The organism is Streptomyces sp. 8N706 (assembly GCF_052245415.1).
Taxonomy (GTDB): Bacteria; Actinomycetota; Actinomycetes; order Streptomycetales; family Streptomycetaceae; genus Streptomyces.
The window spans coordinates 1-21251 of sequence record NZ_JBQQBW010000091.1 but is presented as its reverse complement, the minus strand read 5'-3'; the positions used below and the strand labels follow the sequence as shown (position 1 = coordinate 21251).

The following is a 21251-nucleotide window of genomic DNA, read 5'->3' as shown; positions in this document are numbered from 1 at the left end:
GGCACTTTCCGTTGGTGGCGTCCTCCTGCGGGCCGGCCCGCACCTCACTGCCGGGTCACGGGCCGGATCACTGCCGGATCGACCATCCGCGCTCCCGCAGGGCGTCCGTGAGCGAGGGCACCGCCCTGGGCTCGACCATCAGCTGGATCAGACCCGCCTGCTGGCCGGTCGCGTGCTCGATCCGGACGTCCTCGATGTTGACCCCGGCCCGGCCGGCGTCGGCGAAGATCCGGGCCAGCTCGCCCGGCTGGTCGCCGATGAGCACGGTGACGACCTCGTAGACGGCCGGGGCGGCTCCGTGCTTGCCCGGCACCCGCTCACGGCCGGCGTTCCCGCGCCGCAGTACGTCCTCGATGCCGGTGACGCCGTCCCGCCGCTTGTCCTCGTCGGCGGACTGCAGGGCGCGCAGCGCCTGCACCGTCTCGTCGAGGTCCGCGGCGACCGCGGCGAGCACATCGGCGACCGGGCCGGGGTTGGCGGACAGGATGTCGATCCACATCGCCGGGTCGGAGGCCGCGATCCGGGTGACGTCCCGGATGCCCTGGCCGCACAGCCGTACGGCGGTCTCGTCGGCGCCCTGCAGACGGGCGGCGACCATGCTGGAGAGCAGCTGGGGGGTGTGGGAGACCAGAGCGACGGCCCGGTCGTGGGCGTCGGCGTCCATCACCACGGGCACGGCACGGCACAGGGCGACGAGCTCCAGGGCGAGGTTGAGCACCTCGGTGTCGGTGTCGCGGGTGGGGGTCAGCACCCAGGGGCGCCCCTCGAAGAGGTCGGCGGTCGCGGCGAGCGGCCCGGAGCGCTCCCGGCCGGACATGGGGTGCGTACCGAGGTACTGGCGCAGGTCGCAGCCGAGGGCCTCCAGCTCCCGGCGCGGCCCGCCCTTGACGCTGGCGACGTCGAGGTAGCCGCGGGCGACACGGCGGCGCTGCGCGTCCGCGATGGTGGTGGCGACATGTGCCGGAGGTACCGCGACGACGGCCAGGTCGACGGGGCCTTCCGGTGCCTCGTGCGTGCCGGCCCCGAGCGCGGCCGCGGTCCGGGCCTGGGCGGGATCGTGGTCCACGAGGTGGACGTGCACACCCCGGCCGGACAGGGCCAGGGCGGCGGAGGTGCCGATCAGGCCGGTGCCGATGACGACGGCGGTTCTCACTGGGCGATGTCCTTGCGGAGAGTGGCGGCGGCGCCGAGGTAGACATGGGAGATCTCGGACTTGGCGAGTCCGGTCTCGACATGGGCGAGGACGCGGACGACACGGGGCATGGCGCCGTCGATGGCCAGCTCCTGCGCGCAGATCAGCGGAACATCGACGATGCCGAGCTTGCGGGCCGCAGCTGCCGGGAAGTCGCTGTGCAGGTCGGGGGTGGCCGTGAACCAGATGCTGATCAGGTCATCGGCGGCCAGGCGGTTGCGCTCGAGTACGGCGGTGAGCAGCTCGCTGACCTGGTCGTGCATATGAGCGGAGTCGTCCCGTTCCAGCTGGACGGCTCCCCGGACCGCTCGTACCGCCACGTTCTCTGCTCCCTCGGCGCTCGCGCGTGCTCCCTGTCCGACCAGCCTAGCCAGCCGTACGGGCGGGACGCCGCGGTGACCGGCCCGCGAGACGGCGGCCGTCCGATCGCCCGCACCCGGGGGCGGAATCCCGGGAGCGCCGCTCGACGGTGGAGATGTCAGGCCCTCCGAGGGCGGGGCGGCGGCACGCGGTCCGGTAGAACGTTGCGCATGATCTTCCATGTGGTGCCGCTGGACGACTGGCTCGCCGTACCGGACCGCCCGTATGCCCCTCCCACCCTCGCGGAGGAGGGCTTCATCCACTGCTCCCCCGACGAGACGACCTCCCTCTCCGTCGCGGACGCCTTCTTCCGCGACGCGGTCGGTCCCCTGATGGTCCTGCTGATCGACGAGCAGCTGCTGGACGCCCCGGTCCGCTGGGAGTCGGCGACCGTCCCGCCACCGCCGGGCAGCGGCACCGGCGTCCTGTTCCCGCACGTCTACGGCCATATCAACCGGACGGCGGTGGCCGGGATGCTGGAGGTCCAGCGGGACGCGGACGGCCATGCGGTCGGTCTCGCCGTCTGGTCATGACCCTGCCCTCGCACCGTCGCGGGCCACGGCCAACCGGTCCGGACGGGGGACGACCGGGAGCGGCCGCCGCCCGGCCGGCGCGGCGAGGCGCCGTGGGCGCAGGCCGACCGCTGGACAGGGCGCCTCGGCGAGAGGCCGACGCGGCCGCGTACGGACCACGCCGCTGCCCGAACCCGGCCGGGACTGGGCCACTTCCTGATCCGGGTACGCCGCGCGTCCGCCGCCCCGGCCGCGTCAACCGCCTCGGCCCTCGCCGAGCCGGGCGCGCACGACAAGATCGCGGACGGCCCGGTACGCAGTGGGGTCGACGGGTGGGCCGCAGGCGGTCCGCGGCTCGTGGTGCCGCGCCCCGCCCGGGGTCATGGTCATGCGTCCCAGGCCGCGCCCAGCGCCAGCAGATCGCTCCGGTACTCGATGCGCCCGGCCCACTCCTGCGGCCATACGTCCACGCCCAGGCAGGCACCCGCGAAGGCCCCCGCGAGGCAGGCGATCGAGTCCGAGTCCCCCGAGGTACAGGCGGCCCGGCGCAGGGCGGTGACCGGCTCGTCGGGGAAGAGCAGGAAGCACAGCAGGCCGGTGGCGAGAGCCTCTTCGGCGATCCAGCCCTCGCCGGTGGCCAGGCAGGGGTCGGCCTCGGCGTCGGGGTGGCGCAGCGCGTCCTCCAGCCGGTCCAGGACACCGAGGCACTCGTCCCAGCCGCGGGAGATGAAGGCGTCGGCCGACCGGTCCTGGGCGTGCTGCCACAGATCGCCCAGCCAGCGCTCGTGGTACAGACCGCGGTTCTCCCGGGCGTACGAGCGCAGGGCGGCAACCAGCCGGCCGGGGGGTGTGCCCTCCGCGAGGAGCCGCACCGCGTGCGCCGTGAGGTCGCCGGCGGCGAGCGCGGTGGGGTGGCCGTGGGTGAGCGCCGACTGCAACTGTGCGGCTCCGGCGCGCTGTTCGTCGCTGAGGCCGGGCACGAGCCCGACGGGCGCGACCCGCATGTTCGCGCCGCACCCCTTCGACGCGGTCTGGGCGGCCTTCTGCCACGCCAGTCCGCGGTCTTCGAGGAGGCCGCAGGCGACCAGACAGGTACGGCCGGGTGCGCGGTTGTTCTCCGGCGAGCGGTACCAGGCGATGAACTCCTCACGGACCGGTCCTTCCAGACCGGACGCCTCCAGGGTTCCCTGGTCCATCGCGGTGCGTATGCCCCGGCCCAGGGCGATCGTCATCTGCGTGTCGTCGGTGACGAAGGCGGGGTCCGGCAGCCGCATCTCCCGCCACGGGCCCGACGTGGCGAGGATCGAGGGGACGTCGTCGAACTCGGTCGGGAAACCGAGGGCGTCCCCGAGCGCCAGTCCGATCAGGGAGCCGGTGGCGGCGAGCTTCACTGGTGGAGTCCTTCCGGTCGGTCGCGGCGGAACAGGAGGAGTGGCACGAGCATGTCGTATCGGCGGCCCGACCGGCCCGGGGTTTTCCGTCGACGGCGGCCGACAGCGGCTCCGTGGCGTCGAGAACCCGCGGACACCCCGGGGCACATGAGCCGGCGTGCGGTTCCTCGGGGAATCGCACGCCGGTCAGGGGCATGGCGCTGCCGGGCTGCTCGCCGGGAGCGCGCGGAGGCCTACAGATCGACCTCGCGCATCAGCATGCCGACCTCGGTGTTGGTGAGGCGGCGCAGCCAGCCGGACTTCTGGTCGCCGAGCGGGATCGGGCCGAAGCTGGTGCGGACGAGCCGGTCGACCGGGAAACCCGCCTCGGAGAGCATCCGGCGCACGATGTGTTTGCGGCCTTCGTGGAGGGTGACCTCGACGAGGTAGTTCTTGCCGGTGTTCTCGACGACCTTGAAGTGGTCGGCGCGGGCGTAGCCGTCGTCGAGCTGGATGCCGTTCTTCAGCTGTTTGCCGAGGTCGCGGGGGATGGGGCCCTGGATCGCGGCGAGATAGGTCTTCTTCACCCCGTATCGGGGGTGGGTGAGACGGTGGGCCAGCTCGCCGTGGTTGGTGAGCAGGATGATGCCCTCCGTCTCGGTGTCGAGGCGGCCGACGTGGAAGAGCCGGGTCTCACGGTTGGTGACGTAGTCGCCCAGGCACTGGCGGCCGTCCGGGTCCTCCATCGTGGAGACGACACCGGCCGGTTTGTTGAGGGCGAAGAACAGGTACGACTGGGTGGCCACGGTCAGCCCGTCGACCTTGACCTCGTCCTTCTCCGGGTCGACCCGGACACCCTGTTCGGTGACGATCTCGCCGTTGACCTCGACGCGGCGCTGTTCGATCAGCTCCTCGCAGGCGCGCCGGGACCCCATGCCCGCGCGGGCGAGGACCTTCTGCAGCCGCTCGCCCTCCTGCTCCCCGAAGGTCTTGGGGAGCTTGATCTGCGGCTTGCTGTGGCGGGCCCGGTTGCGCTCCTCGATCTGGGCCTCGAGCTCCCGCGGCCGGGCCGGTGCCGGTTTGCGGCCCCGGTTGCCGGTCGGCTTGCTGCTCGGCTTCGACCGGCCGACTCCGCCGGGCTTGTTCGCACCCGACTGCCCGGTGCTGCCGACGTCGTAGCGGCGCTCCTCCGGCCGGGGGGTGCCCGAGCGCTTCTTCTCGCCGCGCCTGCCGCCACCCGCACCTCGAGGGTTACGGTTGCCGCTGTTCCTGTCGCTGCTTCGCATCAAGGTTCCGTTGTCGAGTGAGTACGGTCTGCATCGTCCGGTGCGTCCGGGTCGAACGACGGAACCCCCTCCAGGGAGTCCGCCTCGACGGCGTCCACCTCGGGGAGGAACGGGGCGAGCTCCGGAAGCTCGTCCAGACCGCGCAGGCCCATCCGCTCCATGAAGTAGTTCGTCGTCCTGTACAGGATCGCACCTGTTTCGGGTTCCGTCCCCGCCTCCTCCACCAGACCTCGCTGGAGCAGGGTGCGCATCACGCCGTCGCAGTTGACTCCGCGTACGGCCGATACGCGGGACCGGCTGACCGGTTGACGGTACGCGACCACGGCCAGGGTCTCCAACGCGGCCTGGGTGAGGCGGGCCTGCTGGCCGTCCAGGACGAAGCTCTCGACGGCGTCCGCGTACTCGGTCCGGGTGTAGAACCGCCAGCCCCCCGCGACCAGCCGCAGGTCGAAGCCGCGGCCCTGGGTCGTGTACGCGTCGGAGAGCTCGCGCAGCGCGTCGGCGACGGCCCGGCGCGGTCTCTGGAGGACCTTGGCGAGGTGCTCCTCGGTGGCCGGCTCGTCGACGACCATCAGGACCGCCTCCAGTGCGGGTTTCAGGTCGAGCCCGGCGACGGCGGGGGGCGCCGCGGCCCCGGGCTCCGCCTCCTCGGGCCCCTGCGGCCCGGCAGCCAGGTCCTCTCTCATGCCTTCTCCCTCTCCGATGCCGTGTGCTCTTCGACCAGCCGCTCCCCCGGCGGCTGGTCGAACTCATCCGTGACCATGGGCTGCTCCCCCGCGCCGCCGGTCCAGCGGACCATCAGCGAGCCGAGCGCCTCCTCCTGGTCGAGCACCACCGCACGCTCCCGGTAGAGCTCGAGCAGCGCCAGGAAGCGGGCGACGACGGTGAGGGTGTCGGGGGCGTCCTCGGTGAGCGACCGGAAGCTCGCCTCCCCCAGCTCGCGCAACCGGGCGATCATCACCTGGCCCTGCTCGCGGACGCTGACCAGGGGTGCGTGGATATGGTCCACGTACACCTGCGGTTCGGCCTTGGGCTGCATCGCCTTGACCGCGAGCTTCGCGAACCCCTCGGCGCCGATGCTGATGACGACCTCGGGGAGCAGCTCGGCGTGGTGCGGCTCCAGACCGACGGTACGCGGGTACCGGCGGGCCTCGGTGGCGAGCCGCTCGCTGAAGATGTCCGCGATCTGCTTGTACGCGCGGTACTGCAGCAGCCGCGCGAACAGCAGGTCGCGCGCCTCGAGCAGCGCGAGGTCGGCCTCGTCCTCCACCTCCGCGGAGGGCAGCAGCCGCGCGGCCTTGAGATCGAGCAGCGTGGCGGCGACAACGAGGAACTCGGTGGTCTGATCGAGATCCCAGTCCGGCCCCATGGCCCGGATGTGCGCCATGAACTCGTCGGTGACCTTGGAGAGGGCGACCTCGGTGACATCGAGCTTGTGCTTGGAGATCAGTTGCAGCAGAAGGTCGAAGGGCCCCTCGAAGTTCGCCAGCCGTACGGTGAACCGACCGGTGGCCTCCTCTCCCTCCGGCTCCTCTCCCTCCGGCTGCTCTGCCTCCGCCGCCGGACCGCCGCCGGCCGCACGCTCCGCGACGGAGACGGCACGGGCGGCGCCGCCCGCGGCCGGTAGCCCTCCGGCCAGGCCGGACCCTGCGCCGTCCGGGCCCATGGCCACCCGCCCGCCGTCGGCCGTGCCGTCCGCTACGGGGACGATGGCGGGTCCGTCCGTGGGAGGGCTCGACGCCGCAGCCTCGCGGCCGACCGGGGCCGGGCCGCCGTGGGTGACCGACGTCGGCCGGCCATGGCTCGGTGCGTCCTTCTCCGGGGCCGCGCCAGGCCGTGGCCGGGCCCGCTCCGGGCCTCCCGGACGTGGCCCGTCCTGCTTCTGAGGCGCCTCCGGCACCGGGGCGGCGGGCTCCGGGCGCTCGGCCTCACCGCTCGTACCGGAGGGCGCCGTCGGCTCCGTCGGAGCCTCGTCCGGGCCGCGGGTGATACGCGGTGCCGGTGCGACGGTCTCCGACGGCGCCTGCCGCTCTGCCCCTCCCGGGACAGGATCAGCCTCGTCCGCGGCGGCCTCGGGCCGGGCCGGTGCAGGTTCGGCCGGCGCTGCCCCGGCACCGGCCGGGGGGATGGTCGCTGCTGCCGGAGCCGACGCGTCCGGCGCCTCCGGTGGCGTTCCGGCGGCTGAGGCGTCCCCGGCGCCCGGTGGCTGCCCCGTGTCCCGTGGCGCATGGTCCCGTGTCCCCTGCGTGGCAGCGGGGTCCGTGGCGAGCGGGCGGGCGCCCGGGCCCCGCCCCAGGGTGCGGCGGGGCGTACGGGGCGGCGGCGCGGGGTCGTCGTTCGTCGGCATTGCGGTCCAGGGTGCTGGAAGGTCCCGGCCGGAGGCCAGGCGCGGTCCCGGGCCGGGTACCAGGCCCAGCCCGCGGAACGGCAGGCTATCTCCCCCCGGCGACCGCGTGGGGGACCCGCGAACCCGGGGTCAGCGCCCCCGCAGCCGGCGCACCAGGATGCTCGCGTCGCCGCGCGACTCGAGGTCGGCCAGGACGACCGCGACCGCCTCGCGGACGATACGGCCCCGGTCGACGGCGAGTCCGTGCTCGCCGCGCAGCACCAGCCGCGCGTGTTCGAGGTCCATGAGCTCCTCGGCGGAGACATAGACGGTGATCTTCTCGTCGTGGCGCTCCCGGCCGCTGGGCCGGCGGTTCGCCGCACGCGAGCGGCGCCGGGCCTGACCGGCGGCGGCCTGACCTGCGGCGGCCTGGGCGGCCGCGGACGGCGACGGGGCCGGCGCGGCCTGGGCGGAGGGCTTCGCACCGGTCGCCGGGCGGGCGGTGCGCGGGCCTTCCTGCGCGGGGCGGGTCGTGGGCCGGGCGGCCTGCGCCGGCGTCCGCTCTGCGGGCTTGTCCTCGTCCTGCTCGCGGCCGGAGTGTTCGGCGGCGTCCGCGTCCCCGGCGGCGTCCGAGGAGGACCCGGAACCGGATTCGTCACCCTCCTCCCCGGACGGCGCCTGCGCGACCGGGTCGGACTCACCCGCCGGGGCGGGAACGCGGGGCGCCGCCCCGGGTGTCTCCCCGTTGGCGTGCTGCCGGGGAGAACCCGGGGACGACGCCTGCAGAGCCATCCCCCCGGTGGTGCGGAACAGTTCGTCGGCACCCGGAAGACTCACTCGGCGTGGCACCGGGCGAGCACCTCCCTGGCGAGCTGGCGATAAGCGGCGGCACCGACGGAGTTGGAGGCGTACGTGGTGATCGGCTCACCCGCGACCGTGGTCTCCGGGAAGCGGACCGTCCGGCCGATCACGGTGTGGTAGACGTGATCGTCGAACGCCTCGACCACGCGGGCGAGGACCTCGCGGCTGTGCACCGTACGGGAGTCGTACATGGTGGCGAGGATGCCGTCGAGCTCCAGCTCCGGGTTGAGCCGCTCCTGGACCTTCTCGATCGTCTCGGTGAGGAGTGCCACACCGCGCAGCGCGAAGAACTCGCACTCCAGCGGCACGATCACCTTGTGCGCGGCGGTGAGGGCGTTGACCGTGAGCAGGCCCAGCGAGGGCTGGCAGTCGATGACGATGTAGTCGTAGTCCGCCAGGAGCGGCTTCAACGCCCGCTGGAGGGTGGACTCCCGGGCCACCTCGCTGACCAACTGCACTTCCGCCGCGGACAAATCGATATTGCTGGGCAGCAGGTCCATATTGGGCACAGCCGTCTTGAGGAGGACCTCGTCGGCCGCCATTCCCCGCTCCATGAGCAGGTTGTAGACCGTCAGGTCAAGCTCCATCGGGTTGACCCCGAGGCCCACGGACAGCGCGCCCTGCGGGTCGAAGTCGACGAGCAGCACCCGTCGGCCGTACTCCGCCAGCGCGGCACCCAGGTTGATGGTCGAGGTGGTCTTGCCCACCCCGCCCTTCTGGTTGCACATCGCGATGATTTTCGCGGGGCCGTGGTCGGTCAGCGGGCCCGGGATCGGGAAGTACGGCAGGGGCCGGCCGGTCGGGCCGATGCGCTCACGGCGCTGACGGGCAGCGTCCGGGGCGAGCGTGGCCGCGTACTCGGGGTCGGGCTCGTACTCCGCGTCGGGGTCGTAGAAGTGCCCCTCGGGCAGGTCGTCGTAGTCGGCGAAACGGGTGGCGGGATCGGTACCGCCCTGGTCGCCGGCCATGGCGTTCACGTGATGGCCGTCCATGCTCTGGTGGGCTGTCGTGCTCTGGCGGGCTGCGAAGGTGTGGACAGCGACGGAGCCGACAGCCTCGAGCCCCGAGGGACCCTGGCCACGCGCAGCCATTCCTGGTTGACCACCCCCGGGAGTAAATGTCGACTCATTCACAAGTCGTCTTACCTCCTTGGACGTGACCAGGAAAATTTATCGATAGGTCAGCGTGACACCATGCCGACGGTTGGCGACTCTATGGCGTGTCTATGGTTCACAGCAACACAATCCACTGGACCCGGTCCGATGTGTCGGCATCCGAACACCCTGCTGTCAAGGGCATAACGGCCGTATCCCCGATGTTTCGTGGCTGTGCGAATCGGTTAAAGAGTTACGTTCGAGGCGAGTTGACACACCGCCAGGGCAGGGCCAACGCGTCGGCCGGGCCCTGATCGGCAAGGCCCGGTCCGACATACGGTGTTGGCGATGTTGACGACGCGTGTTGACGCCGTCGGACTGTTGACACCGAGGGCGGGGCACCTGGGCGCCGCCCCGGGCCGCGGCTCAGCCGAGCAGCGCGCTCAGCTCGACGGCCGGCAGGTTGTGCGCCTCGGCGACCGGACCGTAAACGACCTGGCCGTCATGGGTGTTGAGCCCCTGGGCGAGCGCGGCGTCGCCGCGCAGGGCCTCCCGCCAGCCGCGGTTGGCCAGCTCCACGATGTACGGCAGCGTGGCGTTGGTCAGCGCGTACGTGGAAGTGTTCGGCACCGCGCCCGGCATGTTGGCGACGCAGTAGAAGACCGAGTTGTGGACCTGGAAGGTCGGCTCGGCGTGGGTGGTGGGACGTGAGTCCTCGAAGCAGCCGCCCTGGTCGATCGCAATGTCGACAAGCACACTTCCGGGCTTCATCAGCGACACGAGCTCATTGGTGACCAGCTTCGGCGCCTTGGCGCCCGGGATGAGCACCGCACCGATGACGAGATCGGCGTCGAGGACGGCGCGCTCCAGCTCGTAGGCGTTGGAGACGATCGTCTGGATCTTCGTACCGAAGATCCTGTCGGCCTCGCGCAGCTTGTTGATGTCCTTGTCGAGCAGCGTGACATGGAAGCCCATGCCGATGGCGATCTGCGCGGCGTTCCAGCCGGAGACACCACCGCCGATGACGACGGCGCGGCCAGGGGCCACACCCGGGACACCGCCCGGCAGCACGCCGCGGCCGCCGGCCGAGCGCATCAGGTGGTAGGCGCCGACCTGCGGCGCGATCCGGCCCGCGACCTCGGACATCGGGGCGAGCAGCGGAAGCGTGCGGTTCGCGGTCTCCACCGTCTCGTATGCGATGGCGGTGGTGCCGGCCTCGAGCAGCGCGTCGGTGCACTCCCGGGATGCGGCGAGGTGCAGGTAGGTGAAGAGCGTCTGGTCCTTGCGGAGGCGGTGGTACTCCTCGGCGATCGGCTCCTTGACCTTCAGCAGCAGGTCGGCCGTGGCCCAGACCTCGTCGGGGGTGGGAAGGATGCCTGCGCCGGCGGCGACGTACTCCTCGTCCGGGATGGAGGAGCCCAGGCCGGCGCCCTGCTCCACAAAGACCTCATGGCCGTTGCGGACGAGCTCGAGCACGCCGGCCGGGGTGATGGCCACGCGGAACTCGTTGTTCTTGACCTCGCGGGGGATGCCGACCTTCACGTCGATCACGGTCCTTGAAAGAGGAGACAGGTATGCGGACAAATCCAGCATGCGACTGCATACGGGAAGACACCGCTCACGTCGCGGCTCGACCAGTCTATTGAAGGATTACTCGCTGTCTAGCCTTTCAAAGCATCAATCTCTCGGTGACGCGCCACTGATTTCGTAGGTTGGACCCGCTGTCTCACGGAGCAAGCGTTCGGCTGCGCCGCGTTGCAGCCGGGCGGCGGCGGGGTCACCGAGCCGGTCGAGCGTGTCCGCCATCCGCAGCTGGACCGCCGCGAGGAGCCGGTCGTCCCCGGCCCGCCGCGCCCAGGCCAGCGCCTCCTCGCAGGTGCGCAGCGACTGCTCGGGCCGGCCCGCGTACTCCTGGACCCGGGCCATCTCGCCGAGCGCGCGCGCATGGCCCCGGGGGTCGCGGAGCCTGCGGTGGGCGGCAGCGGCGGCCCGCCAGTGCCGCAGCGCCTCGCCCCAGCGCCCGGCGTAGCTGTGCACCGCGCCCAGCCGCCCGTAGAGCCGCGCCTCCTCGGCCAGCTCCCCGCGGGAGAGCCGCAGGGAGAGCGCCCGCCCGTACCAGTCGGCCGAGCGCTGCCAGTCGCCCAGCGCCTCGTAGGTGCCGCCGAGGGACTCCAGCGCGCGGAGGGTGAGCAACGGGTCGCCGACCGCCCGCGCCGCCTCCAGCGCTCCGCGGTAGCGGCTCAGCGCTCCCCCGGTCCGGTCCGCGGCCACGTCCAGGTCGGCCAGGTTGAGCAGCGCCGCCGCCCTCTCCAGCCCGAGGCCCCGCCGTTCGGCGACCTCCAGTACGAGCTGGTGCAGCGGATACAGCTCCGGCGCCGCGCCGTCCTCGCCCCGGTGGGCCATCAGCGCCCGGGAGAGCGCGGAGACCAACCTCCGCGCCTGGGTGTCGAGTTCACCGTCCTCCACGGCCAGCGCCGCGGCGGCCGACAGCGCCGGGAGACGGGAGTCGAGCCAGGCCCCGGCTGCCCCGGGCGACGGAAAGCGCAACGCCCGCGGCAGCCCGGCCAGCCGTCTGCGGGCGGGCGAGTCGACGGGCTCGGCGGTCGCCCGGCAGGACTGCAGCTGCCGTACGGTCCGCTCCAGCATCCGGGCCCGGGCCAGCTGGATCTCGGCGGGTTTCTCCTCCGCCCGCAGCACGCTCCGCAGGAACGGCGCGAGACAGCCCGGCAGCCGGTACCGCGGCGGCAGCGATCTGTTGTACGGCTCGCCGGCCTCCGGCTGACGTCGCCCGGTGCCGTTCCTCGGCGCCTCCTCCGCCCCCCGGCCGGGCGCGTGGCCTCCGGCACCCTCGCGCCGTACGGTCCGCCGGCCGGGCTCGTCGGCGGGCCGCAGCAGCCCATGGGCGGCGAAGCCGTCGAGGACGGACTGCGCGGCGGCCACCGAACAACCGGCCAGCGCGGAGGCGGTGTGTGCGTCGAGGAAGCCCGCCGGCGCGAGCGCCAGCAGCCGCAGCACCCGGGCGGTGGGCTGTGGCAGGGACTCGTACACCAGCCGGAAGGCTCGGGCCAGCGGCCGGCTGCCGGCGGCCTCCGGCACCACCGCCGCCGTGGGCAGCTCACGCAGCCGCTGCGCGGCGTCGGCGACGGACGCACGGGGGCGGGCCGCGAGCCAGCCGCCGGCCAGCACCAGGGCGGCGGGCTGCCCCGCGCACTGCTCGACCAGGGCGTCCGCGGAGCGGGGGTCGACGGTGATACGGACCCGGCCGGTGTACCGGGCGAGGAGGTCGACGGCCGCGCATGTGTCCAGCCCGCCCAGGGTGCACGGCCGGACGTCCTGGACCCCGGTCAGCGGACCCTCGGAAACGGCCACGACCAGGCAGTCGGGGGCGTCCGGGATCAGCGGGTGCACCTGCTCCGGGGCCGTGACGTCGTCGAGGAGCAGCAGGACCCGGCGGTCGGCGAGGGTGTCCCGCAGCGCCTCGGTCAGCTCGTCCTCGTCCGCGCCGGGAACAGCGGCCACCCCGAGCGCGTCGAGAAGGTCCCGTGCGGTGCGCCGGGTGGGTACGGGCTCTCCGCCGGGCGCCGTGAGCCCGGCGCGCAGAACGCCGTCGGGGTAGTCGGGCGCCACCTGCCGGGCGAACTCCTCGGCCAGCGCGGTCCGTCCCGAGCCGGGCCGGCCCGCGATGAGCAGCACCCGGGCGCGGGCGGCCTTGCGGCCGGAGAGGGTGTCGAGCCCGGCACGCGCGATGTCCTCGCGCAGCGACTTCAGCTCACGGGTGCGACCGAGGAAACCGGTGGTGGCACGTGGGGTGGCCCGGGCGCCGGGCCGCATCCCCCTCGCCCGCCCGCCGGAATCCACCGCCTGATCCGTCACGGGCCACGCTCCCGTCCGCCTGCGCACGAGCCCGCCGCGGCTGCGGGCGGGAACCCCACGAGCGTAGTTCACGCCGTACGACGGCTCGTGCGGCGCGCGGCGGAGATCCTCACCGAAAATCACCGCATCGGATCATCCGAGCGATACGGCTCCGTTCGAGCTGCCTGACCCGGCGCCCTCGGAGCTCCATGAGGCATTCCGCGGCAGCCCTGGCTCCTGTCCGCCGGACAGGTCCTAAGCCTCGAACGGGCGGGCCGGCCAAGGGGCGTCCGCCGGGCGCAGGGAGTCGATGCCGTCGCCCGCGAGCGCGGCGGTGAGGGAGAGAACGCCGACCACGAGGCAGTTGTTGTGCAGATCACCCGCCAGCACGCCGCGCACCAGGTCCTGGAGCGGCCGCCGGGCGAGCTCCATGTCGGCCTCCTCTTCGGAGACCTCGAAGCGCTCGCCCTCGGCCTCGGAGAGATCCCGCGCGAGGAAGATCCGTACGGCCTCGTCGCAGCCGCCGGACGTGGTGAAGACGTCCGCGAGGACGCGCCAGTCCTCCGCCTTGACGTGGGCCTCCTCGTACAGCTCGCGCTGGGCCGCGTGCAGCGGGTTCTCGCCGGGCACGTCGAGCAGGCCCGCCGGGATCTCCCAGAGCCTGTGCCGGACGGGGTGGCGGTACTGGCGCAGCACGATGACGCGGTCCTCGTCGTCGAGCGCGAGAACGGCCACGGAGCCGGGGTGGACCTGGTAGTCACGGGTGACCGTGCTGCCGTCCGGCATGACGACGCGGTCCGTGCGGACACTGGTCTTGTTGCCGGTGAACGGGGTGGCGGTCGCGACGACCTGCCACTCCTCGGGGGTGTCGTGCAGGCGCTCGCTGTGCTCGCCCATGGGTGGATCGACCTCCGCAGAAACGATGGTGCCGGGGTACGGGCGGCGCGGCTGCCCGTACCCCGGCCACCGTATCGGTCAGGCCTGGGCGCTCTGCGGGCGCGCCTCCCGCCGGCGTGCGACGGCCGCCTTCACCAGCCCGGCGAAGAGCGGGTGGGGACGGGTCGGGCGGGAGCGCAGCTCCGGGTGCGCCTGGGTGGCGACGAGGTACGGGTGCGTCTCGCGCGGGTACTCGACGTACTCCACCAGCTTGTTGTCCGGGGAGGTGCCGGAGAAGAGCAGTCCGGTCTTCTCCAGCTCGGCGCGGTAGGAGTTGTTGACCTCGTAGCGGTGGCGGTGGCGCTCCTCGACGTAGGGCTGGTCGCCGTACACCTCGCGGATGATCGAGCCCTCGGCCAGCTTGGCCGGGTACATGCCGAGCCGCATGGTGCCGCCCAGGTCGCCCTCGCCGGCGACGATGTCGAGCTGCTCGGCCATGGTCGAGATCACCGGGTGGCCGGTGGCCGGGTCGAACTCGGTGGAGTTGGCGTCCTCGATGCCCGCGATGTTCCGCGCGGCCTCGATGACGACGCACTGCAGGCCGAGGCAGAGGCCCAGCAGCGGGATCTTGTTCTCGCGGGCGTAGGTGATGGCCGACACCTTGCCGTCGACACCGCGCTCGCCGAAGCCACCGGGGATACAGATCGCGTCCACATCGCCGAGCTGCTGCTGGGCGCCCGCGGGGGTCCGGCAGTCGTCCGAGGTGACCCACTTGATCTTCGCCCGGGCGTTGTTGGCGAAGCCGCCCGCGCGCAGCGCCTCGGTGACCGAGAGATAGGCGTCGGGAAGGTCGATGTACTTGCCGACCAGGGCGACGGTGACCTCGTGCTCGGGCTGGTGGACACGCTTGAGCAGGTCGTCCCACTGGGTCCAGTCGACGTCCCGGAAGGGCAGGTCGATCCGGCGGACCACATACGCGTCCAGGCCCTCGGCGTGCAGGACCTTCGGGATGTCGTAGATCGACTTGGCGTCGATGGCGGCGACCACGGCGGCCTCGTCGACATCGCACATCAGGGAGATCTTGCGCTTGATCGACTGGGGGACCTCACGGTCGGCGCGCAGCACGATCGCGTCCGGCTGGATACCGATGTTGCGCAGCGCCGCGACCGAGTGCTGCGTCGGCTTGGTCTTCAGCTCGCCCGACGGGCCGATGTAGGGGAGCAGGGAGACATGGACGAAGAAGACGTTGTCCCGGCCGACCTCGTGGCGGACCTGGCGGACGGCCTCGAGGAACGGCAGCGACTCGATGTCGCCGACGGTGCCGCCGACCTCGGTGATGACGACGTCCACGTCCTCGGTGGCCAGACGGCGGATCCGGTGCTTGATCTCGTTGGTGATGTGCGGGATGACCTGCACGGTGTCGCCCAGGTACTCACCGCGCCGCTCCTTGGCGATGACCGAGGAGTAGACCTGGCCGGTGGTGACGTTCGCCGAGCCGTCGAGGTCGACGTCGAGGAAGCGCTCGTAATGGCCGATGTCCAGGTCCGTCTCGGCGCCGTCGTTGGTGACGAAGACCTCACCGTGCTGGAACGGGTTCATCGTGCCAGGATCGACATTGAGGTACGGGTCGAGCTTCTGCATCGTGACCCGCAGGCCCCGCGCCTTCAGCAGCGCACCCAGGCTGGAGGCCGTGAGCCCCTTGCCGAGCGAGGAGGCGACACCCCCGGTGACGAAGAGGTGCTTGGTCGTCATGGATTTGGGCGGCAGTGCCAAGAGGGGGCTCCCGTGGTCGCGTAGTGAAATGCGGGCCGGCCCTACCCTGTACCGAAGAGCTTCCGAGGGGGTGCCGTCGCTGCGGTTCGGGGGTGCCATCACCCGGGATGGGGCCCACCGGTCCACGGGCTACCAGGGTATCAGCGACCGGACGGAGCCGCTTCCGGCGACGGACGGACCCGCCCCGACCAGGGCTGTCGGCAGGCTCACCCGTACGGCGCAGACGGCGGCTCACCCGTACGGCGCAGACGCCTTGCTGAGACCGTCGCACAGATCGCTGTCGTGCGTCGTATCCTGCTCGGACACATCAGCGAGCAGCCGGCACGGCACAACCCCGCCCGCCTCCCGGAACAGAGCTCGTCAATGTTCCCTTGACCGCAAGACGCCCTGATGGGCGACGAGGCCGTTCGACTGGAGATGCACGTGGCCGGGCGCATCGAGGATTACGCACTCATCGGCGATATGCAGACCGCCGCCCTCGTCTGCCGGGACGGCACGGCCGATTGGCTGTGCCTCCCCCGGTTCGACTCCCATTCCATCTTCGCCGGGCTGCTCGGCACGGATGAGCACGGGTTCTGGCGGCTGGGCCCCGCGTATCCGGACGGCGCCGAGCCGCCGGCCGCGGACCGCCGTCGCTATCGCGGTGATTCGCTGGTGCTCGAATCGGAGTGGGACACACCGCGCGGCACGGTACGGGTGATCGACTTCATGCCGCCCCGTGAGGGCGCTCCGCAGCTGATCCGGATCGTCGAGGGCGTCAGCGGTCGCGTTCCGATGCAGTCGGCGCTGCGGATGCGGTTCTCCTACGGCTGGGTCGTGCCCTGGGTGCACCGGGTGGACGGCCGTACGGTCGGCGTGGCCGGGCCGGACTCGGTCTGGTACGACACGGCCGCGGAGTCGCACGGCGAGGAGCTCACCACGTACTCCGACTTCACGATCTCGCCGGGTGAGCGGATGGCGTTCACCATCAGCTGGCAGCCCTCCCACAAGGAGCCGCCGCCGCTGCCGGAGCCCGAGGCGTCGCTGGAGGCGACCGAGGAGTTCTGGCGGGAGTGGGTGGAGCAGTGCACCTACCACGGCCCGTACCGGGACGCGGTGGTGCGTTCGCTGATCACGCTGAAGGCGCTGACGTACGGGCCGACCGGCGGCATCGTGGCCGCGCCCACGACATCGCTGCCGGAGGACATCGGCGGCTGCCGGAACTGGGACTACCGCTTCACCTGGCTGCGGGACGCGGCGATCACCCTGTCGTCCCTGCTGCGCACCGGCTACCGCGAGGAGGCGCGCGCCTGGCGCGAGTGGCTGCTCCGCGCGGTCGCGGGGGACCCGGAGAACCTGCAGATCATGTACGGGATCGCGGGCGAACGGGAACTGGGCGAGACCGAGCTGACCTGGCTGCCGGGCTACGAGGGCTCGAGGCCGGTCCGGATCGGCAACGGCGCGGCGGGGCAGCTGCAGCTGGACGTCTACGGCGAGGTCACCGAGGCACTGCACCTCGCGCATATGACGGGTCTGGCGCGCAACGACTACGCGAGCCTGCTGCAGCTGAAGCTGATCAACTACCTCGAGGGCCACTGGAACGAGCCGGACGAGGGCATCTGGGAGGTCCGCGGGCCGCGCCGACACTTCGTCCACTCCAAGGTCATGGCCTGGGTGGCGGTGGACAGGACGGTGAAGCTGATCGAGTCGGGCGATGTGGACGGGCCGCTGGAGCGGTGGCGCGACCTGCGCGACGAGATCCACCGCACCGTCTGCGAGAAGGGCTATGACAAGGAGCGCAATACCTTCACCCAGTACTACGGGTCGAAGGAGCTGGACGCCTCCCTGCTGCTGATTCCGCAGATGGGCTTTCTGCCGCCGGACGACAAGCGGGTCATCGGCACGATCGAGGCGATCCAGCGGGAGCTGGGCACCGAGGACGGGTTCGTGATGCGCTACCCGACCCAGGGCCAGGAGAAGGGCGTGGACGGGCTGGAGGGGGACGAAGGCGCTTTCTTGGCCTGCTCGTTCTGGCTGGCGGACGATCTGGCGATGATCGGTCGCGTGGACGAGGCGCGGAAGCTGTTCGAGAAGCTGCTGTCGCTGCGGAACGATCTGGGGCTGCTCGCGGAGGAGTGGGACCCGACTCTGCAGCGGCAGGTCGGCAACTTCCCGCAGGCGTTCAGCCATGTGCCGCTGATCGACACGGCACTGCGGCTCACGGCCTCGGGTGCGTACGGCGGCTGAAGCCTCAGCCGCGCGGCCCGGTGATTGCTGTGGGAACACCGGGCCCGAAGCCCCAGCCCCACGGCCCGGTGATTGCCGTGGGAACACCCGGACCCGAAACCCCAGCCCCACGGCCCGGTGATTGCTCTGAGAACACCGCGGCCCGAAGCCCCAGCCGCGCGGCCCGGTGGTTGCTGTGGGAACACCGGGGCCCGGGCGTGAGGATCAGAATCCGGTGAGGGTGAGGGTCATCGCCCGGGGCGCGCTGTCCTCGATGTACGAGGCGAACCCGGCGACGTCGTCGAAGGCGAAGCCGTAGGCCTTGCCGTCCCGGGTGGCCGCGTGCATGGCCTTGGCGTAGTGGTTGGTCACCGACGGCCGGTAGAAGGCGGCGGGGTCGGTGGTCGGCTGGGCTGGGTGGTCCCGGAGCGTGGAGCGGTTGAACGCGGCGCCGAGCACCGCTGCGACGGGCCCGGTCACGCCGTCGTTGGGCGCGGCCAGGGTTCCGTCGCAGAAGAGGACGTCGCGGGTGGTGGGCTTGCTGAAGGAGACAGCGGCCGGGCCGGTGAAGGAGAGCCGGCCGCCGCTGGTCCGGCCGGTGAAGGTGCCCGCGTCCGTGGTGATGCGCAGGTCCGTGGAGGCGTAGTGGCTCCACACCTCGTCGATGGCCCGGGCGAGGTAGTCCTCGGGGAACAGCCCGGCGTCCAGGCCGTGCCCGGGGGCGATGACGCGCAGATCACCGCCGAGGACGAGCGGGGCGTACGCGTCCACTGCGGCGAGTGCGGAGAAGACCTCGGCGCGGGCGCCGTCGCGCAGGGTTCCGGTCCGCTGGTCCTTCGCCCCGGTGAGGCGGATCTCCAGCGGAACGCTGAACATGTCCACCATGGTGGTGTTGCAGAACATCCCGGAGGAGTTGAAGGTGAACTCCGCGCAGTCGTGCAGCACGCGGTAGTTGGGGTCCGAGGAGACCCAGCCGGCCGGGTACTGGAGCGCGGCGTTCCCGTTGCCGTCGGCCACCGCCTTCAGCTTGAGCCGCTCACCCAGGGTGACGTACACGCGGCCGGACATCCGGGGCAGCGTGATCGTGGTGGGCCCGCTCACGGAGAGCGGAATGGCGTAGTCGGTCCAGCCGTCGGGACCGTTGTCCGAGAGGGCGACGGGGGCGAGACGACCGTCGGGGGTGACACGTACCTGACGGCCGCCCTCGGTACCGACGACATAGACCCATATCGAGGAATTGCCGTACCGGCCGGTCTCGTTGACGACGGTGAGCGGCAGGCCGTCGGCGGCCCGTGCCGAGCCGCGTGCGGAGGATTTCGCCGTCGGTGCGGAGCCTTCCGTCGCTCGTGCGGGGCCGAAGGCCAGGCCCGTTCCGAGGCTCACGGCGGCTCCCGCCGCAAGGCCGAGGACGCCGCGGCGGCCTACGCCCTGGCCCTGGCCGGGCGATCGTGTCGATTTCCTGGTGCTCATGTCACTACTCCTCGTCGAGGTGGGGGTATGGAGGAGATGCCGTACGGGATGAGGTGATCGCATGGGAGCGCTCTCACGCCATGGCCCGGCACACTGCCCAGCCGCAGGCGGTAGCGTCAAGACTCCGTGCAGGAAAAGGAGTTGGCCGTGCCCGATGCCCGTCCCACGCTGGAAGCCGTCGCCGCACACGCCGGAGTGTCCCGCGCCACCGTGTCACGCGTGGTCAACGGCAGCGCGGGCGTCCGCGCATCGGTACGGGAACGAGTCCAGCGAGCCGTGAGCGACCTGGGCTACATACCGAACAGCGCGGCGCGCAGCCTGGTCACCCGGCGTACGGGCACCGTCGCCGTCGTCATCGCCGAGCCGAAGCGCCGGGTCTTCTCCGACCCCTTCTTCGCCCAGCACCTGCGGGGCATCAGCCGTGAGCTGTCGGCCCGCGACACCCACCTACTTCTGCTGCTGGTGGAGCGCCCCCAGGACTACGAGCGCATCGGGCGCCATCTGGCCGGCGGCCAGGTCGACGGCGCCCTGATGTTCTCCCTGCACCGCGACGACCCGCTGCCGTCCATGGCCGCCGCCTCGGGCCTGCCGACCGTGTTCGGAGGCCGCCCCGGCTGGCCCGGGGCCGATCGCGACCCGCAGCTGCTGTATGTCGACACGGACAACCGCGGCGGCGCCCGGCAGGCCGTGAAACATCTGCTGGAGAGCGGGCGTCGGCGCATCGCCGTCATCACCGGCCCGCTCGACCAGACCTCCGCCCTCGACCGGCTCCACGGCTACCGCGACGCGCTCGGCGGCGGCGACCCCGACCCGGCGCTGGTGGCCGCCGGCGACTTCACGGCCGAAGGCGGCGAGCGCGCCATGGCCGGACTTCTCGATCGCTCCCCCGGGCTGGACGCGGTCTTCGCGGGCTCCGACCTGATGGCCTCGGGCGCGCTGCGCGCCCTGCGGGCCCGCGGGCGGCGCGTACCGGAGGACGTCGCCGTCGTCGGCTACGACGATCTGGAGCCGGCCGCCTGGGCGGAACCACCGCTGACCACCGTCCACCAGGACGTCGAGGAGATGGGCCGCATGATGGCCTCACTGCTGCTGCGCCGCCTCGGCGCCACGCCGCCGGATCCGTCCGGCGCTCCGCTCGCTCCCGTGATCACGGCCGCCCGGCTCGTCGTCCGCGCCTCCGGCTGAACCACAGCGGGAACCACGGCGGCCGTACCCCGCGGAAGTGGCCGTACCCCCGGAAAGTGGCCGCACCCCCCGGAAAGTGGCCGCACCCCCGGGGAAGTGACCGTGCCCCCGGAAAGTGGCCGTGCCCCCGGGGGAAGTGCACGTCACACAGGCCCCGGGGTAGCGTCCGTGGTCATGGAAGCGCAGGCCGGGATCACCGTACGGCGGGCCCTCGAGCTGCCCGCCCTCCGCCGTGGGCTGCCCGAGGTCGTCGCCTCGGAGGACCGGCTGGACCGGCCGGTCCGCTGGGTGCACGCGGGCGAGGTGCCCGACATCGCCTCCCTCCTGAAGGGCGGAGAGCTGCTGCTCACCACCGGCCTCGGGCTCGGCGCGCGCCCGGCCGAGCAGCGCGCGTTCGTCCGCACCCTCGCCGAGCGGGGCATCGCCGCGCTCGTCGTCGAACTGGGCGGTCGTTTCACCGAACTGCCCGCCGCCCTGCTGGAGACGGCACGCTCCTGCGGCCTGCCACTGGTCCAACTCCACCGTCAAGTGCCCTTTGTGACCGTCACCGAGGAGATCCACACCGAGATCGTCAACGGTCACTACGCCATGCTGCGCAGCGCCGAAGAGGTGCACCGGCGCTGCACCGCACTGCTGCTGCGCGGCGGCGGGGCGCCCGAGGTGCTGCGGCTGCTCGCCGACTTCACCGGCAATCCCGTCTTCCTGGAGACCCCCGACGGGCAACTGCTCTACGCGGCGGGGAAGAGCGCCGCCACCGATCCTGTGGAGGTGTGGGACGGGCTGCGGAAGAAGCGGACGTCCGAACCGCCCGCGGGCGGGGTGACGGTGGACATTCCCGGCGGCGGCGCGGGCCCGGGTTCGGTCCGCGCCCGGCTGGTGATCCTCCCGG

At 72.2% G+C, this 21251-nt stretch carries 17 protein-coding genes; 4 read left to right on the top strand and 13 right to left on the bottom strand.

Annotation, left to right across the window (positions count from 1 at the left end):
* Positions 1-67: 67 nt before the first annotated feature.
* Together ACTWQE_RS26225 and aroH are read right to left on the bottom strand one after the other, a co-directional pair.
* Entirely contained in the window at positions 68-1153 is a 1086-nt protein-coding gene (locus tag ACTWQE_RS26225) for a prephenate dehydrogenase (RefSeq protein WP_443331518.1), read from the bottom strand.
* Positions 1150-1512 (bottom strand): chorismate mutase, encoded by a 363-nt coding sequence (gene aroH / locus ACTWQE_RS26220; RefSeq protein ID WP_443331517.1) that lies wholly within the window; start codon positions 1510-1512, stop codon positions 1150-1152. The genes ACTWQE_RS26225 and aroH overlap by 4 nt, the downstream gene beginning before the upstream one ends.
* 210 nt (positions 1513-1722) lie before the next feature.
* On the opposite strand from aroH, the gene ACTWQE_RS26215 reads away from it, so the two are divergent.
* On the top strand, positions 1723-2085 hold the full coding sequence (locus ACTWQE_RS26215) for a DUF952 domain-containing protein (RefSeq protein ID WP_443331516.1): 363 nt from the start codon (positions 1723-1725) through the stop codon (positions 2083-2085).
* 365 nt (positions 2086-2450) lie between these two features.
* Here the strand turns inward: ACTWQE_RS26215 and ACTWQE_RS26210 are convergent, their stop codons facing one another.
* From ACTWQE_RS26210 to ACTWQE_RS26165, 10 genes are all read right to left on the bottom strand, one after another.
* Positions 2451-3455 carry an ADP-ribosylglycohydrolase family protein gene (locus tag ACTWQE_RS26210; protein ID WP_443331515.1) on the bottom strand — a complete coding sequence of 335 codons (1005 nt, stop codon included), beginning with the start codon at positions 3453-3455 and terminating at the stop codon, positions 2451-2453.
* A 233-nt stretch (positions 3456-3688) separates the two neighbouring features.
* A complete protein-coding gene (locus tag ACTWQE_RS26205; protein ID WP_443331514.1) occupies positions 3689-4720 on the bottom strand; it encodes a pseudouridine synthase in 1032 nt (343 codons plus the stop codon).
* Positions 4720-5292, bottom strand: coding sequence for an SMC-Scp complex subunit ScpB (gene scpB / locus ACTWQE_RS26200; RefSeq protein ID WP_443331529.1), 573 nt, complete (start codon positions 5290-5292; stop codon positions 4720-4722). Before scpB ends, ACTWQE_RS26205 begins: the two co-directional genes overlap by 1 nt.
* A 110-nt stretch (positions 5293-5402) precedes the next feature.
* Positions 5403-6710, bottom strand: coding sequence for a segregation/condensation protein A (locus ACTWQE_RS26195; protein WP_443331528.1), 1308 nt, complete (start codon positions 6708-6710; stop codon positions 5403-5405).
* Between the two features lie 486 nt (positions 6711-7196).
* Complete coding sequence (locus ACTWQE_RS26190) at positions 7197-7895, bottom strand: hypothetical protein (RefSeq protein ID WP_443331513.1); 699 nt, start codon at positions 7893-7895, stop codon at positions 7197-7199.
* Positions 7880-8998, bottom strand: coding sequence for a ParA family protein (locus tag ACTWQE_RS26185; RefSeq protein WP_443331512.1), 1119 nt, complete (start codon positions 8996-8998; stop codon positions 7880-7882). The genes ACTWQE_RS26190 and ACTWQE_RS26185 overlap by 16 nt, the downstream gene beginning before the upstream one ends.
* Before the next feature lie 429 nt (positions 8999-9427).
* The gene (ald, locus tag ACTWQE_RS26180) at positions 9428-10543 is read right to left on the bottom strand and encodes an alanine dehydrogenase (protein WP_443331527.1); all 1116 of its coding nucleotides are present in this window, start codon (positions 10541-10543) and stop codon (positions 9428-9430) included.
* Positions 10544-10678: 135 nt separating this feature from the next.
* A complete protein-coding gene (locus ACTWQE_RS26175; protein ID WP_443331511.1) occupies positions 10679-12874 on the bottom strand; it encodes a tetratricopeptide repeat protein in 2196 nt (731 codons plus the stop codon).
* Positions 12875-13108: 234 nt separating this feature from the next.
* On the bottom strand, positions 13109-13750 hold the full coding sequence (locus tag ACTWQE_RS26170; protein WP_443331510.1) for an NUDIX domain-containing protein: 642 nt from the start codon (positions 13748-13750) through the stop codon (positions 13109-13111).
* Positions 13751-13828: 78 nt separating this feature from the next.
* On the bottom strand, positions 13829-15481 hold the full coding sequence (locus ACTWQE_RS26165; RefSeq protein WP_443331509.1) for a CTP synthase: 1653 nt from the start codon (positions 15479-15481) through the stop codon (positions 13829-13831).
* 444 nt (positions 15482-15925) lie between these two features.
* Here ACTWQE_RS26165 and ACTWQE_RS26160 point away from each other — a divergent pair, with 444 nt between their 5' ends.
* Positions 15926-17728, top strand: a complete 1803-nt coding sequence (locus tag ACTWQE_RS26160; protein ID WP_443331526.1) for a glycoside hydrolase family 15 protein — start codon at positions 15926-15928, stop codon at positions 17726-17728.
* Positions 17729-17932: 204 nt separating this feature from the next.
* Here the strand turns inward: ACTWQE_RS26160 and ACTWQE_RS26155 are convergent, their stop codons facing one another.
* A complete protein-coding gene (locus ACTWQE_RS26155; protein ID WP_443331508.1) occupies positions 17933-19177 on the bottom strand; it encodes a glycoside hydrolase family 64 protein in 1245 nt (414 codons plus the stop codon).
* Positions 19178-19324: 147 nt separating this feature from the next.
* On the opposite strand from ACTWQE_RS26155, the gene ACTWQE_RS26150 reads away from it, so the two are divergent.
* Positions 19325-20362, top strand: coding sequence for a LacI family DNA-binding transcriptional regulator (locus ACTWQE_RS26150; RefSeq protein WP_443331507.1), 1038 nt, complete (start codon positions 19325-19327; stop codon positions 20360-20362).
* 174 nt (positions 20363-20536) lie between these two features.
* Positions 20537-21251: PucR family transcriptional regulator ligand-binding domain-containing protein (locus tag ACTWQE_RS26145; RefSeq protein ID WP_443331506.1), on the top strand; the 715-nt coding region annotated here is incomplete at its 3' end.

What these genes read in the sequence shown, in the direction of transcription:
- ACTWQE_RS26215 (WP_443331516.1), top strand. Translation starts at nt 1,723, where the DNA reads ATGATCTTCCATGTGGTGCCGCTGGACGACTGGCTCGCCGTACCGGAC.
- ACTWQE_RS26205 (WP_443331514.1), bottom strand. Translation starts at nt 4,720, where the DNA reads ATGCGAAGCAGCGACAGGAACAGCGGCAACCGTAACCCTCGAGGTGCG.
- scpB (WP_443331529.1), bottom strand. Translation starts at nt 5,292, where the DNA reads ATGGTCGTCGACGAGCCGGCCACCGAGGAGCACCTCGCCAAGGTCCTC.
- ACTWQE_RS26185 (WP_443331512.1), bottom strand. Translation starts at nt 8,998, where the DNA reads ATGGCTGCGCGTGGCCAGGGTCCCTCGGGGCTCGAGGCTGTCGGCTCC.
- ACTWQE_RS26170 (WP_443331510.1), bottom strand. Translation starts at nt 13,750, where the DNA reads ATGGGCGAGCACAGCGAGCGCCTGCACGACACCCCCGAGGAGTGGCAG.
- ACTWQE_RS26165 (WP_443331509.1), bottom strand. Translation starts at nt 15,481, where the DNA reads ATGACGACCAAGCACCTCTTCGTCACCGGGGGTGTCGCCTCCTCGCTC.
- ACTWQE_RS26155 (WP_443331508.1), bottom strand. Translation starts at nt 19,177, where the DNA reads ATGAGCACCAGGAAATCGACACGATCGCCCGGCCAGGGCCAGGGCGTA.